This is a genomic window from Colwellia sp. MT41 (genome assembly GCF_001444365.1).
Taxonomy (GTDB): domain Bacteria; phylum Pseudomonadota; class Gammaproteobacteria; order Enterobacterales; family Alteromonadaceae; genus Colwellia; species Colwellia marinimaniae.
This window is the reverse complement of the sequence record NZ_CP013145.1, coordinates 766,168-783,438: the sequence shown is the minus strand read 5'-3', so window position 1 is coordinate 783,438 and position 17,271 is coordinate 766,168. Positions and strand designations below refer to the sequence as shown.

Sequence of the window (17,271 nt, the reverse complement as noted above, 5' to 3'; positions counted from 1 at the left end):
CCACTCAGCTTAGTACATTGTGCTTGCTACAAAGCGATTAGTGGCTTAACGTCAAAGAAATTAGCGCAACTAAATAACTCTTTTTCCTGCTTGGTACAGAGCCGTTAGTGGATTAACACCAAATTGATAACATAGCTCGGCCGATTGCTGTTAGATATTACTCCATATTGCAACTTCAATATCGTAGATTAACATTGAGGTCCGGTTCAAAGCCGCCCTCCTAAACGCAACTAAATAACTCTTTTTCCTGCTTGGTATAACGCGGCTAATGGGTTGACACCAAATTGATAACATAGCTCGGCCGGTTGCGCGATATTCCATAAGGCAATATCCGCATCATAACCAATGGCTAACTGACCTTTACTTTCGGCTAAACCTAAAGCCTTGGCACCATAACAAGTAATACCGGCTAAGGCCTCGCTCGGCGTTAATCTAAACAAGGTACAGGCCATGTTAAGCATCAAGTGAATATTATGAATGGGTGAGGTGCCTGGGTTGGCATCGGTGGCAATTGCCATAGGTACTTGATGTTTACGAAGTAAGTCGATTGGCGGTAATTGTGTCTCACGCAGGAAGTAAAAAGCACCGGGTAATAATACTGCGGTCATGCCTGCTTGCTTCATCGCTATAATGCCGGCTTCATCTAAGAACTCAATATGATCAGAAGACAAGGCATCATAGTTTGCCGCAAGCTCAGAAGCACCGAGGTTAGATAATTGCTCGGCATGAACTTTAATCGGTAAGTTATGCGCTTGGGCGGCATCAAAAACACGCTTGGTTTGCTCAAGAGTAAAGCCTATGCCTTCACAAAATACATCAACAGCGTCGGCTAAGTTTTCCTTAACAATTTGCGGCAACATTTCATTGCAAACAACATCAAGGTAGCCATCGGCATTATCTTTATACTCGGTCGGCAAAGCATGGGCGCCAAGAAAAGTACGCTTGATGGTCACTGGCAGTTCAGCCGCTAACAGGCCAGCGACTTTTAACATTTTAATTTCGTTAACCGTATCTAAACCGTAGCCTGATTTGATTTCAACCGTAGTGACACCTTGTTGATGCAAAGCGGTTAAACGCGGCAAAGCGCTGGCCAGTAATTCTTGCTCACTAGCCTTACGCGTAGCTGCCACAGTGGAGACTATGCCACCGCCAGCGTTGGCTATTTCTTGATAGCTTTTGCCTTGCAAGCGCATTTCAAATTCGTTGGCACGGTTACCACCATAAACCAGGTGTGTATGACAATCGATTAAGCCTGGCGTTAACCATTGCCCCTTACCATCAATAATATCAACTGAGCCCTGACTCGAGCTGTTGCTATCTTTAGCTAATAAAGCGTTAGGCAAGTCACTTTCTTTGCCTAACCAAGCAATTTTACCATCACTGATGGCTAATGCTGCTTGCGTAATTTCACCGTAGCTTTTACTGCCATCTGTCATGGTGGCTAGATTTACATTGATATAAAGGGTTTGCCAGTGTTTAAAATTTATCATACCGCGACCTAATAAAAAATTATGAAAGTGAACATGTCCACTATGATAGAAAAATTTTACCTTTAAAATAACCAATACGCAACTTGTATATACAACTCTTGCGTTTTTGTTAAAGATGTGAGATGGTGTAAAGAAGTTCAACACACTTAAATACAATCATGACTGCCAATTCTACTGCCCCTTTTACTGTTCATTCTAGTAACAGCACTGACAATAACTCAAGCAAAAAAGATAAGCCTGCTAAGTATACTATTATTAAACAATATATCCGTGAAAATATTGAGTCAGGTGAATGGCCACAGCATGCCAAGGTACCTTCTGAAAATGAATTAACTCAACAATTCAATGTTAGTCGTATGACCGCAAGACGTGCTTTACAAGATTTAACTGAGCAAGGCATCTTAGTACGTTCACAAGGCGCCGGCACCTTTGTCGCAACATTTAAGTCGCAATCATCGTTACTCGAAATTCGTAATATTAGTGATGAAATTAGTGAACGTGGCCACCAACATAAAGCCAAACAATTATTACTCAAATCAATAGCCGTTACCGAAGAATTAGCCATTTTATTAAATTTGAAAAATAACGAACATGTGTTTTATTCGGAGATTTTACATCTTGAAAATGATGAGGCTATTCAATTAGAGCAGCGTTATGTTAATGCCAGTTTAGTACCTGAATATTTATTACAAAACTTCACCATGATTACCCCACATGAGTACCTGTCATCCGTGGCACCATTAACAGAAGCAACTCATGAAGTAGAAGCGATATTAGCAAGCACAGAAATTTGTCAGCTATTAGCGATCGCAACAAATATCCCCTGCTTACAAGTAAAACGTCGTACTTGGTCAAAACAAGGCGTAGTGAGTTTCGCTATTTTAACATCGCCAGGCGATAAGTACCGTTTAGGTAGCCATCTTAAATTTTAAAAGCGCGGTTACAAGAATGCGTAGGAAGGAATGTAGAGCTATTCCTTTAATACGGAATAACTCTGATATTTAGCCTGTTACAGTGATAAGTTATTTATAATATCGTCATCAACTCGGTTAGCTAAGGTAACTTTAAGCTTAGGCGTTCTGGCCATTTCGCGTTTTATAGCAAAATTGGCTTCTTCATTTCGTGCCCAACTACGACGGGCAATACCATTGTTAACATCAAATAACAGCATAGATTTAAGTTTGCGTTCGGCATCATCAGTTCCATCAAGTAACATACCAAAACCACCGTTGGTTACTTCACCCCAGCCTACCCCGCCACCATTATGGATAGAAACCCAAGTGGCTCCACGGAAGCTATCACCAATAACATTATGAATAGCCATATCGGCAGTAAAACGACTACCATCATAAATATTAGAGGTTTCACGGTAAGGCGAATCTGTACCACTGACATCATGGTGATCACGACCTAGTACTATAGGGCCAATTTCACCACGATTAATGGCATCATTAAAGGCTTTAGCAATTTCCATTCTGCCTTGGGCATCCGCATAAAGAATTCGAGCTTGTGAGCCAACCACTAAGTTGTTTTGTTTCGCCTCTTTAATCCAAGTAATGTTGTCTTGCATTTGTTGCTTAATTTCTTCCGGCGATTCTTGCATAATTTTTTCAAGCACGCTTGCGGCAATAGCATCAGTTTTATCTAGATCTTCAGATTTACCAGAAGCACAGACCCAACGAAATGGTCCAAAACCATAGTCAAAACACATTGGCCCTAAGATGTCTTGCACGTATGATGGGTATTTAAAGTCAATGCCATTTTCAGCCATAACATCGCCACCGGCGCGTGAGGCTTCGAGTAAGAAAGCGTTGCCATAATCGAAGAAGTAGGTGCCTTTAGCGGTATGTTTATTTATCGCATCTACATGGCGTTTAAGTGTTTGCTGTACTTTAACTTTGAACACTTCAGGCTCTTCTCGAATTAATCGATTCGATTCTTCATAGCTAATGTCTACTGGATAATAACCGCCTGACCAAGGGTTATGTAATGACGTTTGGTCTGAGCCTAGTTGAATGAAAACGTCTTTTTCATAGAAACCTTCCCATACATCAACGATATTACCTATGTAGGCAATCGAGACGACTTCTTCATTTTTTTGTGCTTCTTTGACACGTGTAACAAGTTCATCCATGTTATCAATGAGCTCGTCAACCCAACCTTGTTGATGACGTTTAGTGGCGGCATTTGCATTCACTTCTGCACAAACAGTAATACAATTAGCAATATTACCCGCTTTAGGTTGCGCACCACTCATACCACCTAAGCCTGATGTTAGGAATACTTTACCCTTAGCGCTTTCGCCTTTTTTTAATACTTTACGAAAGGCATTCATCAGCGTAATCGTGGTTCCGTGTACAATGCCTTGTGGGCCAATATACATGAAAGAACCGGCCGTCATTTGCCCGTATTGCGTGACACCTAAAGCATTGAACTTTTCCCAGTCATCTGGTTTTGAGTAATTAGGAATCATCATGCCATTGGTTACCACAACACGAGGCGCGTCTGGCGATGACGGGAATAACCCCATGGGGTGACCAGAATAAATATGTAACGTTTGGTCATTTTCCATTTCACTTAAATACTTCATTACCAACAAGTATTGCGCCCAGTTTTGAAAAACCGCACCATTGCCGCCATAAGTAATTAGCTCTTGTGGATGCTGAGCAACGGCAGGATCTAGGTTGTTATCAACCATTAACATGATTGCCGCGGCCTGAGTACATTGTGCTGGATAGTCGCTAAGTGGACGTGCTTTTAAAGCATAATTTGGCTTGAATCGGTACATATAGATACGACCAAGATCTTTTAGTTCTTGAGCGAACTCACCCGCCAATTCTTGATGCCATTCTTTAGGGAAGTAACGCAGTGCATTTCTAACCGCCAATTGTTTTTCATCCGCACAGAGGATGTCTTTACGCTTAGGAGCACGATTGGCATCCGCGGGGTAAACCCTTACTGGTGGTAATTGGCTGGGGATGCCTTGCTTAATAGTCTCTTTTAACAGCGTTAGCTCTTGAACATTCATCGTTGTTGTCATAGCAATGACCCCTTTATTAATGGTTAAAGCTTACGGTAAACGCTTGTGTCTTAACCATGGTAATCATGGCATCGATGTCAGGTTTCAATAGTCTATCTTCTTCCAGCTTAGCAACTTTTGCTCTGATCACTTTCAAGTTAAGTTCGATAATGTCTGAGCACTTATTAGGGCGTCTAAATTCGATAGCTTGTGCCGCATACATTAACTCGATAGCCAATATTTTTTCTAAATTACCTAAGATTTGATTTAATTGTCGACCCGAAATACTACCCATAGAGACATGGTCTTCCTGACCCATAGAGGTAGGTACACTATCAGCAGAAGGTGGGAAACAAAGAGATTTATTTTCTGTGACCAGAGAAGCAGTGGTATATTGCGGGATCATCATGCCTGAGTTTAAGCCACCGGCAGAGGTCAATAATCTCGGTAAACCGTGTATACCTTCTAATAATAGATAACAACGGCGATCGGAAATATTACCCAATTCTGATGCGGCAATCGAAGTATAATCAAGCACCATAGCCAGTGGTTGACCATGGAAATTACCGCCAGAAATCGCTTCTTCGCTACTGATAATAATGGGATTATCAGTGACAGAGTTCATTTCAATTTCAACCAACTCTTCTAAGTGATAATAGGCATTACGTGATGCGCCATGCACTTGTGGAATACATCGTAATGAATAAGGGTCTTGTACACGGTCACATTCTGCATGATCAGCCATGTTTTCAGAATCTTTAAAGAGTCTTCTCATGCGTGCGGCAACGACAAGGTTACCTTTAAAGGCACGTAATTGATGTAGCTCGTCTCTAAAGGGCGATTGGCTGCCTTGCATGCCTTCGATACTCATGGCACCCGTCATATCTGCTAGGTCAAGCAAGTAACGCATTTTAGTTAACGCGGTGATGCCATGAGATAATATAAATTGTGTGCCGTTAATTAATGCCAAGCCTTCCTTTGCCTGCAGCTCCATAATATCTAAACCATGTTGGCGAAGTAGCGGTGCTGCCGCGACAATTTTGTCGTCTTGCCCCTCTTTACTTTGCCAAAACTCACCTTCATCAAGTAATGGTAAGAATAAGTGAGCAAGTGGTGCTAAATCACCCGATGCACCTACTGAGCCTTGCTCTGGTACCACGGGGATCAAATCAAGTTTGATAAAGGTCAACATGCGTTCTATCACTTCCAGGCGAATACCCGAAAAACCTTGACTTAACGCATGTACCTTAGTGATCAACATCAGCTTGGAAATAGATTTGGCGATTGGCTCACCGACACCAACGGCATGAGTGATGAGTAGATTCTTTTGTAATAAATTAGTATCTTCAGGTGAAATTTGGGTATCGCATAACGGGCCAAAACCGGTATTGATGCCGTATACGGCTTTATCTGAAGCAGCCATTTTCTCTACTCTTTGGCGACTTATATTGATTTTATCTACAGCTTCTTGGCACAGCTCGGCTTTGATACTGCCATCAGCAATACCATTGACAATATCAAGATTCAGGCGGTCAACACCATATTTAAAGGTCATCTTAATGCTCCTAATTGTTATACCAATCGGACTAATTTATTAATCACTTAGCGAGAATTAAAAGGTTTAGAGGCAAGGCATTGATTGAAGAGAATGGTTATCCCCTTGTCAAAATCAATAACGCCGCATATAGACCTTTTAAGCTCGCCCTTCGGGAGTTCATTAGCAAACTGATAACATCACAAAATGAATGAAATATAGACGAACTATGTTTAACTCATTTTACTTGTTTTAAGCTCGCTAATGTAACTCTAAGCTGACCAATTAATTAATCCGTTTGGTATTAAGTTGTTTTATGTAGCTTAATAGCTATTAATAACTATATTTTAACTTGCTCAAATTGTTTTATAAATACATAATAATCGTAATTCATTCCGATTTTATCAAACTATAAGGTAAAACTAAAAATGCAGGTTCATGACGTAGATTTACGTTTACTGAGAATATTCGTCGCTATTGTTGAATGTGGCGGTTTGTCCGCGGCAGAGTCCCGTTTAAATATAGGCCGTTCTACCATTAGTTCCCATTTATCGGACTTAGAAGTTCGTTTAGGCATTAAATTATGTAAACGCGGCCGGAGTGGTTTTGAGATAACAGAGTCTGGGCGCGTGACCTATCAAGCATCACTAGAGTTGTTACAACAATGCGAAGCTTTTGCCAGTACTGTTGCCAGCTCTAAAAATGAACTTTCAGGTCGGGTAACGATTGCCACTATAGGTACTTTAGTGAGTGATCCTCGTTGTGGTGTCGCCCGTGTTATTGCGGCATTAAAGGCAAAAGGCGGTAATATTCAATTTGATATTAATGTCTGTGAAGCACGTGAAGTAGAAACATCCGTGGCTAATGGTCGTTCGTTAGTTGGCCTAGGGGTTAGTCGTCACCATCTACGCGGCTTAGATTATTACCCCTTACACAATGAAACTAACTATTTATATTGCGGGCAAGGTCACCCGTTGTTCGACTGTAAGCCGGCAGAAGTAAATAAACGCCTTGAAGTAGCTGAAGTGATCACCAGTAACTATATGCGTGATAAAGAAGTAAGAAACGATGGCTTAAATTATCAAAACAGTGCAACTGCCTACCATGACGAAGGCATAGCTCATCTAATATTATCGGGTGCGTTTATCGGTTATTTACCCGAACACTATGCCAACTATTGGCTTGATAAGGGCTTATTTAAGTCAATTTTACCGGAAAAATACTCTTACCAAATTCCAATAATGTTGATTTCTACAAAAAACAACATAGTTTCACCGCTGGCAAATGCGCTGATAGAAGAAATTAAGCGCTGTCATTCTTTTGGCTAAAACGCAGCTCTAATCTCTTCTGCCGTTTTTAACCGTCGAATTTCGACAAATAAGGCATCCGCTTCTTGATAATGATTTTTTAAATATTTCAGCCACTGCTTGATACGATTACAGTAATACTTGCTCTTGTCGCCGTGAGTTTCAAATTCTGTATAGGCAGATAATATAGCCAGTACTTCGGACCACGGCATAATATTGCTTTCTTGTTTAATGACCTGCCCTAAATTAGGAATAGTTAACGCACCACGGCCAACCATAATATCAGTACAGCCAGAAATTTCTCGACACTCAATGGCATCTGCTAAATTCCAAATCTCACCATTGGCGATAACGGGAATATTAATTGCATTTTTAATTTTAGCAATCCAGTGCCAATGTGCCGGTGGTTTGTAACCTTCTACTTTAGTACGGGCATGCACGGTCAGTTCATCGGCACCAGCAGCCTCAACCGCTTGACCATTTTCTATGGCAAGGGTCTTATCTTCATAACCCAAACGAATTTTAGCACTGACAATGGTGTCACTAGGTACCGCGTCTTTAACGGCTTTTATTATTTGATAAAGATTTTCGGGATCTTTCAATAAAATAGAGCCGCCACGACTTTTATTCACCGTTTTAGAGGGGCAGCCAAAGTTTAAATCAATGCCACTGGAACCAAGTTCAATCACTTTAGCGGCATTTTCAGCCATATACTCAGGGTATTGTCCCAATAACTGTACTCGAACAGGTGTGCCTGCTTTAGTGCGGCTGCCGTAAACATCAGCATCAATTAACTCTGGGCAGTAACGATGAAAAACACGATCGGGAAGCACTTGGTCAACCACACGAATAAACTCAGTGACACAAAGATCATAACTACCTACTTGGGTAAGTAAGTCACGCATTCTGTAATCCAGTACACCTTCCATAGGCGCTAATACGACACGCATTAGTAGGGGGAGCTATTGCTAGATTGCATTTGCTTTGCGCTGTTACTTGCCCGAAAGCGAGTCATTAGTTTAATCAGCAAAAAATAAAAAACTAAGGTTAACGAGGCGACGGTTAAATGAATAAGCATGGTAAAGGCTTGGAAATTTTCTTGCCAAAAAAATATCGGCCCCGCATAGGTAACGTAAAAAAGATCCAAAATAGTGACATGACCCAAAACTACAATAAACAGCAGTTTAGCTTGATGGCGAGTAATAAAGTTTATTGGCAGTAAATTCAAAAGTAGGCTCTTTAATAAATAACGGCGCTAGTATAACAAAAGTACCGGCTAACCGTATCATAGCAATGGGACTAATTAATTAAGTTGCTATTTAAATCACTTAAAAGGAAATATTTCGCTTGGCTATAACAATCATGCCACTAAGGGAAAGCTAAACTATTCACCGTCTGTAAGCCAGCTAAGTAAATCGGCATAAACAAAGCGATAGTTCAATGCTGCTTGTGTTTTTGTAGCTGAAACGACCTTGGGCTTATCACCTGATAATATCGCTTCTTCTTCAAAGACCGGAGCGGGTAATTGTAGGGCTGTTGCTGCGGCCTGATAATATTGCTGTTTAGTTACCTGTGTTGGGCTAACACCATTAAAAATTCCGCCATCAAGCTCACTTGCTAGTAATGCTTGAATTAAACCAACGGCATCTTGTTGATGAATCAAGTTAACAATGGCTTGTGGACTTTTCAACAGTCGACCATTGAGCAAAAACTTACCTGGGTGGCGGTTTGGTCCAACTAAGCCTGATAAACGTAGTACATAGCCACGACTCTTACCGGCTTGCGGCTTTGAATCATTAAAGCCGTGCTCATTACTATATGTCTGATTAAAATTAAGTACCGCTTGCTCAGCTTGGTTTAATAGCGCGACTTTATCAGCGGATAAATCTAAGGTGATACTTTCATCAACTGGTCCTGATAAACCGTTATATATTGCGCTGCTGCTCAGTAAAATGATTTTTTCAACGCTACTACTTTCCTCAGCTGCTGTAACTAACTGCTGTACTTTTTCAGCATAATCAACACGACCTTGTCTAAATTGTGGCGTAATGGCGATAACTAAACAGTGCTGGCGAAAAATAGCATGGCTATTTAACTGCGCTTGCTCTGCCGGTAATGATAATACTTGCGCTTCAATACCTTGGCTATTTAACTGTTCGGCATTATCCGTGTTGCTACGCGTAGCAAGTACCTTTACAGCTTTTTTTATCAGTTGCTGTGCTAACGCGCTGCCCAACCAACCACAACCCACTATGCCGACAGAATTTCCGACAGAAATTTCTGCTGAAGAAGTTACTTTATTGCTCACTGCTTTATTCATCGTTACTATTCTCGTTACTGTACTGGTTATGACTACTTAGGCTGCTCAAAAGCTTTTATTTGTTTAACCAGTGCCTTGGCTAGACCATTAGGCATTGGGATTGATAAATTATATTGAGATATTTTCCAACCTTGCGTTGTTTTGATTAATACCCCTGAGCCACGACAAGTACCATAACTGTCGCTAAACAGTAACTCATCAAAAAAGGCGACTTGTCCGGCTTTTATAACCGTGATATTGCGTTCTATGGGTGTATAGAGCCAGCCTTTCCCTTTGGAAAAATAGGGCACGACAAAAGTCTTAAACTGCTCTTTGCTCCAGCGCTCGCTCGCATCGGTACCCAGAAAAACAGCATCTTGGCTCAATAGATTAAAATAGGGCTTGGCCTGGGCATTCGCTGCCGCTTGATGAAAGTTATTTAATACCTTAGCTATGCTTTGCTCATCAGTGGCGGCAAACGCGTTAACACTCAACAATCCACAAGTTAAGCCCCAAAATAGCGCTATAACGAGGCAATAATACTTTTTCATGATTTACTCACTTGTTAACTTTCAAAATCAGTTTCTGGTTTAGGTTTAGGTTTAAGCTCAACTTTAGTTTCAAGATCAGACTTTATTTTAGCTGCTAAAACAGCATAACTAGCGGTAAAGGTCGCGGCAACGTTTTCGCCACTATAAATATGTACCGTTAAATGAATACGAGCATTTTTCCCCTCATCTAATCGAGAGAAGCCAGCCGAGACAGACTCAGCAGAAACTTTTGCATAAGCAAGCCCTGTTATCGGGGCATGGTAGTCAATATTAGCCTTGGCTAGGACAATGTCACCTTTAAGCTGTAGTTGCTGTAACTGCAGGTACACCCAGCCCCAACCCGATAAAGTAGCCAAGGTATAAATACTGCCGGCAAACATAGTGTTATGTAAGTTTTTATTAAAGCTTTTATCACAATGAGTAATCAGTTGCTTACCATCATAATAACTAATTTGAATGTTCATCGCTTTACTGAGCGGAATAGTATCATGCCAAATGTCTTGCAGTACCATTGAAGATGTTAGCTGATGTTTATTAGCCGGGGTTAACGTTTTACTCATGGCAAAGTGCTTAATTTCATCAAACAAAAGGTGTGAAAAACCGTGTGACTGGTAGCCCAGTTTTTGATAAAAAAACAAGGCATTTTCTCTAGCATTTAAAGTCAAGTTGGTAATACCGAGTTTTTGCGCTTGCAGCTCTAGCGCTTTGATAATTTTCCTACCTAAGCCTTGTCCTTGCGCTGCTGGGCTTACTGCCATAAAGCGAATTTGACCACTGAACTGGCTAGACTTTTCTAGCCGGCCAACGGCTAGCACCTTATTATTTTCATCGATAACCATACGATGAATACTTTCTTGCTCTAGCTTATCTCGTTCACTGCCTAAGGTTTGCCCCCAAGGTTGGCGCAGTACTTGCCAACGCAGTTGATAATATTGCTCAAACTCTAAAGAACTTTTTGGTGACCTACAGACGTTCATTGGCTATTCTTACGCTTATTGATTAAATTTAGGATGGCTTATGCAGTTAGCAAAACATTTAGCCCAAGGTCGCTTAGTGTATTTAAGCCAACAACAAGATGCAATAACGGTCAGTGAAAACGACCATTATCGTTGGATGGCATTTAGTGACGTAGTGCAAAGTGTGATGCACAAACGTAAACCTTGGCAATTAACTCTGCCCCACCAAATTGCCCTGCTTTTACCGCTACTTTTTTTTCGGCCAACCCGCATCATTGAATTGGGTTTAGGTGGTGGTAACCTCACTCGGTTTTTACAGCATTTATCACCCGATATCATGTTGACTACCATAGATCATAGTCAAGGTGTCATTGACAGTTTTGCGCAATATTTTAACCCTGAACATGCTGAACTAGACATAGTTTGTGCTGATGGCATGTCATGGTTAGCGCAGCAGGATGCAAAGACAATGGATTGGATTATTTGTGATGTTTACCAGTCACAAGAATTTGGCTTTGATACTATCGTCAAGCAACTTGAGACACTAACCAGCAAGTTAGACTCACAAGCATGTTTGTCGATTAATTTACCTGACCTTAGCGATAGCGATATTAACTTGTGCCTAACCATATTGCAGCAGTTACAACCAGATCACCATATAACTTACTTTAATATCCCAAACTATCTAAATATTGTGATTCATTTAACGCCCAAACATTGGCAATTACACCGGTTGATCAAGCGTAATAAACACAGTTACCTGCCTCAAGTGAAATTACAACGCTGGCGAAAATTTTGGCGCCATGGTCAACAGCTCAATTAACGACGTTCTAGTAACCACTTTAATTCAGGCAATAAAAAAGGATGCCGAGGCATCCTTTTTTGTATTAACAGTTATCTTAATTAAAAGCTGTTAATTATTTTCTACTTTCTAGCAGCATCTTTAATTACTTTAGCTGCTTTAACTTCAGCAATGACTTCTTCAGCTACGTTGTTAGGACAAGGCAGGTAGTGAGAGAATTCCATAGAGAATTGACCACGACCTGATGTCATTGTACGTAATGTTCCGATGTAACCGAACATTTCTGAAAGCGGTACGTCAGCTTTAATACGAACACCAGAAACACCAGCAAGTTGATCTTTGATCATGCCACGACGACGGTTTAAATCACCAATAACATCACCAACGTGATTATCAGGCGTAAACACATCAACTTTCATGATAGGTTCGATTAACTGGGCACCAGCTTTTGGAATTGACTGACGGAAAGCACCACGAGCAGCAAGTTCAAAGGCAACAGCAGATGAATCGACCGCATGGAAGCCACCATCATATAATTCAATTTCAACGTCTAATACAGGGAAACCAGCAAGAACACCAGTTTCCATCATGCCTTTGAAGCCTTTCTCGATTGCCGGGAAGAATTCTTTAGGTACATTACCACCAACAACTTTTGAGGTGAATACGAAACCAGAACCAGGTTCACCGGGCTTAATGATGTAATCAATTTTACCGAACTGACCAGAACCACCAGATTGTTTCTTATGGGTATAAGAATCATCAATTTCTTTGGTGATTGTTTCACGGTAAGCAACTTGTGGCTTACCAACTTCTAATTCAACACCGTAGGTACGTTTTAGAATATCTACTTTGATATCTAGGTGAAGTTCACCCATACCAGATAAAATCGTTTCACCTGAATCTTGGTCAGTTTCAACTTTAAAGGTAGGATCTTCTGCAACCATTTTACCGATAGCAATGCCCATTTTCTCCGTTGAACCTTTATCTTTTGGTGTTACAGAAATTGAAATTACCGGCTTAGGGAATACCATAGCTTCTAGGATGATTGGGTTTTTAGGATCACATAATGTGTGACCTGTCTGAACGTTACCTTTCATACCAACAATTGCGATGATATCACCAGCTTGTGCTGAACTAAGTTCAGTACGTTCATCGGCTTGCATTTCACACATACGGCCAACACGCTCAGATTTTCCTGTAAACGAGTTAAGGATGGTATCGCCTTTCTTCAATGTACCTGAATAGATACGGACGAAAGTTAATGTACCAAAACGGTCATCAGTGATTTTGAATGCTAACGCTTTGAAGGTTTCATCTACAGAAACGATTGCAAACTCACCATTAGGCTCACCGGCTTCATCAGTAAGTGGTTGTGGATCAACATCTGTAGGTGAAGGTAAGTAATCAATAACAGCATCAAGAATTAATTGAATACCTTTGTTTTTAAATGCCGATGCACCGTAAGTTGGGAAGAAATCCATAGTACGAGTACCGCTACGGATACACTTTTTGATTTGCTCAATAGTTGGCATTTTGCCTTCCATGTAAGCTTCAAGTAAGTCATCGTCTTGATCTAAAGCAGTTTCGATTAATAGCTCACGGTATTCAGCAGTTTTTTCTACCATATCTGCTGGGATATCAGTGATTTCATAGTTTTCTGGCTCGCCAGAATCATCCCAGATGTAAGCTTTTTCAGAGAGTAAATCAACTAAACCAACGAAATCATCTTCTTCACCAATTGGCAAGGTCATTATTAAAGGGTTAGCACCCAATACGTCTTTAACTTGCTTACAAACACGGTAGAAATCAGCGCCTAAACGGTCTAACTTGTTTACCATGATAATACGAGCAACTTTTGAGTCGTTCGCGTAACGCCAGTTAGTTTCTGATTGTGGCTCAACACCACCGCTACCACAGAAAACGCCAATGCCGCCATCAAGAACTTTTAATGAACGGTAAACTTCCACAGTGAAATCAACGTGACCAGGAGTATCGATAACGTTCAAGCGGTGATCTTTCCAGAAACAAGTTACAGCAGCAGACTGGATAGTAATACCGCGCTCAGCTTCTTGTACCATGAAGTCAGTTGTTGACTCGCCGTCATGTACTTCACCAGTTTTATGAATTTGACCGGTTAATTTAAGGATACGTTCAGTTGTTGTGGTTTTACCCGCATCAACGTGAGCGAAGATACCAATGTTTCTGTATTTGGATAAATCTGCCATTACTTTACTCTAGTTAGTTAATGTCTATTCTGCTTTCTTATACTTATATAGTGCTATAAAAGAATAAATATAAGAAAGCAGAACTGTTGAAAATTTGCGCGCGAGTATACCATTAACAATAGAAAACCCATAGAAGATTGATAAAAAAATTATTAAAGCGGTTGAATTTATTATTATCTAATCTTAGGATACTCGACCTTGCCGATTGTTTTTCAGTCTGAATATTCCCCCCTTCAAAACTTCTGCTTATATATATATAGCAAGTGAATGCTCAAACAAAAGTCTTTTATAAAGATAAATGTAAATCACCGGCAGTGATAAAGTCCGTCTATGGATAAGTTAACTGATAAAGGTTTGTTACATACCCCTAGTTTCATCAATGGCATTTGGCAGTTAAATGAAAAAAAATTCCAGTAAGCAAGCCCCCTCAAATTCGGTCATTGCGCAAGTCTTCGAGGCAGGAGAAAAAGAAGTTACTCTTGCTATATATAGTGCACCAAATGTCCTTGCCCTTTGCTCAGCAAAAAAAGCGAATAAAAGTGAGGTTATTGCTATGGCCAATGGTACTAACTATGGCATTGCCGCCACTGCGTTATCGCCTTTTATGTGGAAGACATTACCAAGGCTCTACCTGGTATATACCGAACAAGTCGCGGTAAAAGCAATCTCTAAAGATCGACACCCCCTAGTTTAGCTAAAGGTCTAATAGCGAAACACCTTTTAGAGTTTCATAATCAGCTATAGCATTATTTAATCTTCAAATTGTATTGTTTTCAGTAATCCATAATGCTTACCATACCATCGGAAAACTATGTTTCGCTACCAATAAAGTAGTAATTCAACCTTACATCAGGACAACTTGAGATGATTATTTTTTTTATATGTATAACGCTGTTAATTTTAGGATATAAATTTTACAGTCCCTTTGTTGAAAAGCAAGCAGGTATAGATCCTAACGTAAAAACCCCACAAGTACGCTTTGAAGAAGGCGTAGATTATGTTGCCATACACCCGGTGAAAGCCTTTCTCATCCAATTTTTAAATATTGCTGGGGTTGGGCCTATTTTTGGGCCAATTCTTGGTGCTATGTATGGCCCTATTGCCCTAGTTTGGATTGTAGTGGGTAATATTCTTGGCGGCGCCGTCCATGATTATTTCTCTGGTGTCATGAGTATCAAAGAAGACGGTAAGAGCCTGCCTGAAATAGCGGGGAAGTATTTTAATATATTCTTCAAAGGCATCATGCTAATTTTTACCGCCATGTTGCTATTTTTTGTTGGCGTTGTTTTTATTATGAGTCCCGCAGGTTTACTGAGTAGTCTAAGCTATTTTGAAGGAACATTTCTTGCTGGCAACACTTTTTGGGTACTGGTTATATTAGGTTATTACTTCCTCGCGACACTACTGCCTATTGATAAAATAATTACTAAGCTCTATCCGTTTTTTGGCGCACTCATGATAGTAATGACGACGCTAATTGCAGTGTCATTATTATTCAACGCGCCGAATTTACCTGTTATGGGTGATTTTCTCGGTTACTTTAATCATGATCACTTTAGTCATGATTTCTTAGAGCCAAATCCTGATGGTTTACCCGTGTGGCCGTTACTCTTTGTTACCATCACTTGTGGAGCTATTAGTGGCTTTCACTCGACTCAAGCGCCTATTATGGCGCGCTGTTTAACCAATGAAAAGTATGTTCGCCCTGTTTATTATGGCGCTATGATGTGTGAAGGTATAGTGGGTTGTGTTTGGGCACTTGCTGGTATTGCCGCTTTCCCTGATGGCTACACTGAACTTAAAGCCATGTTAGATCAAGGTGGGCCAGGCCTAGTCGTTAATCATATTGCCACCAGTTACCTCGGTGCTTTAGGTGGTATTATGGCCATTATTGCTGTTGCGGTGTTCCCTATAACCTCAGGTGATACAGCTTTTAGAGCATTACGCTTAACCATTGTTGATGCTTTTGACATCCCACAAAACATGCGTAACAGACTGTTGTTAGCGGTACCTATTTTAGTGATTGCTTACTTTATGACTAAAATAGATTTCTCACTCATTTGGCGCTACTTTGCTTTTTCAAATATGTTACTTTCAACCAGCGTACTCTGGCTGGCGACTAAGTACTTATTTGACCGTGGCACCTTTCATTGGATAGTCAGTATCCCAGCAGTCATTGGTACCAGTATTACGGTATCGTATATCATGACTACGGCCATTGGTTTTAATTTGCCCGCCAACTATAGCCAATATATAGGTATTGGCGTGGCAATATTACTGTTAACAACCTTAAGCTTTTTACATATTAAACGACAGTCTAAGGTACCGGCTAGCATTTAACTAGGATGAAGCCATCTGTTAGAATAACCTCTAAACAGATGGCTGCTAGAGGAAGAACAAAAATAGCAAAACTGAAAACCGTCATGTTTACCTAGTATTAATAATGGCGTGCCATTCACTCACCGCGAAAGTCAGCCCGTGTTTATCCCCTGCCAGAAAACCCTAGGCAATAATAAACGACAAATAGCTTGCTCATAGTAATATTTCTTGTATAATTCGCGCTCGCATTCAGCCAAATTGAGTGCGCTGTGCTAAAGACTTTTACTCATAGTAATAGCTTATAGCACCAAATAAAGAAGAACTAGATTCTTGTTTATTTCACAGCAGCTCTAATTTTGAGTTGAATGTTTTTTAGTTAATACACCCCCTTCCGGCACATAAGGAAGTAGAGGGTCGTATTTTTTTGTTCTTTAAAAAGGGGATTTGTCTTAATGTCAAATCAAAGAATTCGCATTCGTTTGAAAGCGTTCGATCATCGTTTGATTGATCAATCTACAGCAGAAATCGTTGATACTGCAAAACGTACTGGCGCACAGGTTCGTGGTCCAATTCCACTTCCTACTCGCAAAGAACGTTTCACTATCTTGATTTCTCCACACGTTAACAAAGATGCTCGTGATCAATACGAAATTCGTACTCACAAGCGTTTGATTGATATCGTTGAGCCAACTGAAAAGACTGTAGACGCATTAATGCGTTTAGATCTTGCAGCTGGCGTTGATGTTCAAATCAGCTTGGGCTAAGAGGA

The 17,271-nt window shown here is 40.5% G+C and carries 15 protein-coding genes; 6 read left to right on the top strand and 9 right to left on the bottom strand.

Annotated features, from left to right (window positions below):
* Nucleotides 1–230: 230 nt before the first annotated feature.
* Nucleotides 231–1,490 carry an imidazolonepropionase gene (gene hutI, locus CMT41_RS03335; RefSeq protein ID WP_057179772.1) on the bottom strand — a complete coding sequence of 420 codons (1,260 nt, stop codon included), beginning with the start codon at nucleotides 1,488–1,490 and terminating at the stop codon, nucleotides 231–233.
* Between the two features lie 158 nt (nucleotides 1,491–1,648).
* On the opposite strand from hutI, the gene hutC reads away from it, so the two are divergent.
* Nucleotides 1,649–2,422: a histidine utilization repressor gene (gene hutC, locus CMT41_RS03330; protein WP_083494201.1), complete on the top strand. Its 774-nt coding sequence runs from the start codon at nucleotides 1,649–1,651 to the stop codon at nucleotides 2,420–2,422.
* A gap of 77 nt (nucleotides 2,423–2,499) precedes the next feature.
* On the opposite strand, the gene CMT41_RS03325 is transcribed toward hutC, so the two are convergent.
* Together CMT41_RS03325 and hutH are read right to left on the bottom strand one after the other, a co-directional pair.
* Nucleotides 2,500–4,530, bottom strand: coding sequence for a urocanate hydratase (locus CMT41_RS03325; protein ID WP_057179771.1), 2,031 nt, complete (start codon nucleotides 4,528–4,530; stop codon nucleotides 2,500–2,502).
* Nucleotides 4,531–4,546: 16 nt separating this feature from the next.
* Nucleotides 4,547–6,064: a histidine ammonia-lyase gene (hutH, locus tag CMT41_RS03320; RefSeq protein ID WP_058026346.1), complete on the bottom strand. Its 1,518-nt coding sequence runs from the start codon at nucleotides 6,062–6,064 to the stop codon at nucleotides 4,547–4,549.
* A gap of 407 nt (nucleotides 6,065–6,471) precedes the next feature.
* On the opposite strand from hutH, the gene CMT41_RS03315 reads away from it, so the two are divergent.
* On the top strand, nucleotides 6,472–7,371 hold the full coding sequence (locus CMT41_RS03315) for a LysR family transcriptional regulator (protein ID WP_057179769.1): 900 nt from the start codon (nucleotides 6,472–6,474) through the stop codon (nucleotides 7,369–7,371).
* On the opposite strand, the gene dusC is transcribed toward CMT41_RS03315, so the two are convergent.
* The 5 genes from dusC to CMT41_RS03290 all read right to left on the bottom strand — a co-directional run bounded on the left by dusC (nucleotide 7,368) and on the right by CMT41_RS03290 (nucleotide 11,177).
* Complete coding sequence (dusC, locus tag CMT41_RS03310; protein WP_058026345.1) at nucleotides 7,368–8,300, bottom strand: tRNA dihydrouridine(16) synthase DusC; 933 nt, start codon at nucleotides 8,298–8,300, stop codon at nucleotides 7,368–7,370. The two genes, CMT41_RS03315 and dusC, sit on opposite strands and share 4 nt — an antisense overlap.
* Nucleotides 8,300–8,578: a hypothetical protein gene (locus tag CMT41_RS03305; RefSeq protein WP_058026344.1), complete on the bottom strand. Its 279-nt coding sequence runs from the start codon at nucleotides 8,576–8,578 to the stop codon at nucleotides 8,300–8,302. The genes dusC and CMT41_RS03305 overlap by 1 nt, the downstream gene beginning before the upstream one ends.
* A 156-nt stretch (nucleotides 8,579–8,734) precedes the next feature.
* Nucleotides 8,735–9,670 carry an SDR family oxidoreductase gene (locus CMT41_RS03300; protein WP_232300006.1) on the bottom strand — a complete coding sequence of 312 codons (936 nt, stop codon included), beginning with the start codon at nucleotides 9,668–9,670 and terminating at the stop codon, nucleotides 8,735–8,737.
* 32 nt (nucleotides 9,671–9,702) lie between these two features.
* Complete coding sequence (locus CMT41_RS03295) at nucleotides 9,703–10,200, bottom strand: nuclear transport factor 2 family protein (RefSeq protein WP_058026343.1); 498 nt, start codon at nucleotides 10,198–10,200, stop codon at nucleotides 9,703–9,705.
* A gap of 14 nt (nucleotides 10,201–10,214) precedes the next feature.
* Nucleotides 10,215–11,177 (bottom strand): bifunctional GNAT family N-acetyltransferase/hotdog fold thioesterase, encoded by a 963-nt coding sequence (locus tag CMT41_RS03290; RefSeq protein WP_083494200.1) that lies wholly within the window; start codon nucleotides 11,175–11,177, stop codon nucleotides 10,215–10,217.
* Nucleotides 11,178–11,217: 40 nt separating this feature from the next.
* Between CMT41_RS03290 and CMT41_RS03285 the strand changes: the two genes are divergently transcribed.
* Nucleotides 11,218–11,979 carry a hypothetical protein gene (locus CMT41_RS03285; RefSeq protein WP_058026342.1) on the top strand — a complete coding sequence of 254 codons (762 nt, stop codon included), beginning with the start codon at nucleotides 11,218–11,220 and terminating at the stop codon, nucleotides 11,977–11,979.
* A 101-nt stretch (nucleotides 11,980–12,080) separates the two neighbouring features.
* Here CMT41_RS03285 and fusA read toward each other — a convergent pair whose 3' ends face one another.
* Nucleotides 12,081–14,183 carry an elongation factor G gene (gene fusA, locus CMT41_RS03280; RefSeq protein ID WP_057179764.1) on the bottom strand — a complete coding sequence of 701 codons (2,103 nt, stop codon included), beginning with the start codon at nucleotides 14,181–14,183 and terminating at the stop codon, nucleotides 12,081–12,083.
* A 397-nt stretch (nucleotides 14,184–14,580) separates the two neighbouring features.
* Between fusA and CMT41_RS03275 the strand changes: the two genes are divergently transcribed.
* The 3 genes from CMT41_RS03275 to rpsJ all read left to right on the top strand — a co-directional run bounded on the left by CMT41_RS03275 (nucleotide 14,581) and on the right by rpsJ (nucleotide 17,266).
* The gene (locus tag CMT41_RS03275) at nucleotides 14,581–14,877 is read left to right on the top strand and encodes a hypothetical protein (RefSeq protein ID WP_058026341.1); all 297 of its coding nucleotides are present in this window, start codon (nucleotides 14,581–14,583) and stop codon (nucleotides 14,875–14,877) included.
* Nucleotides 14,878–15,047: 170 nt separating this feature from the next.
* Nucleotides 15,048–16,523, top strand: coding sequence for a carbon starvation CstA family protein (locus CMT41_RS03270; protein ID WP_058026340.1), 1,476 nt, complete (start codon nucleotides 15,048–15,050; stop codon nucleotides 16,521–16,523).
* Between the two features lie 431 nt (nucleotides 16,524–16,954).
* Nucleotides 16,955–17,266 (top strand): 30S ribosomal protein S10, encoded by a 312-nt coding sequence (gene rpsJ, locus CMT41_RS03265; RefSeq protein ID WP_057179762.1) that lies wholly within the window; start codon nucleotides 16,955–16,957, stop codon nucleotides 17,264–17,266.
* Nucleotides 17,267–17,271 lie beyond the last annotated feature (5 nt).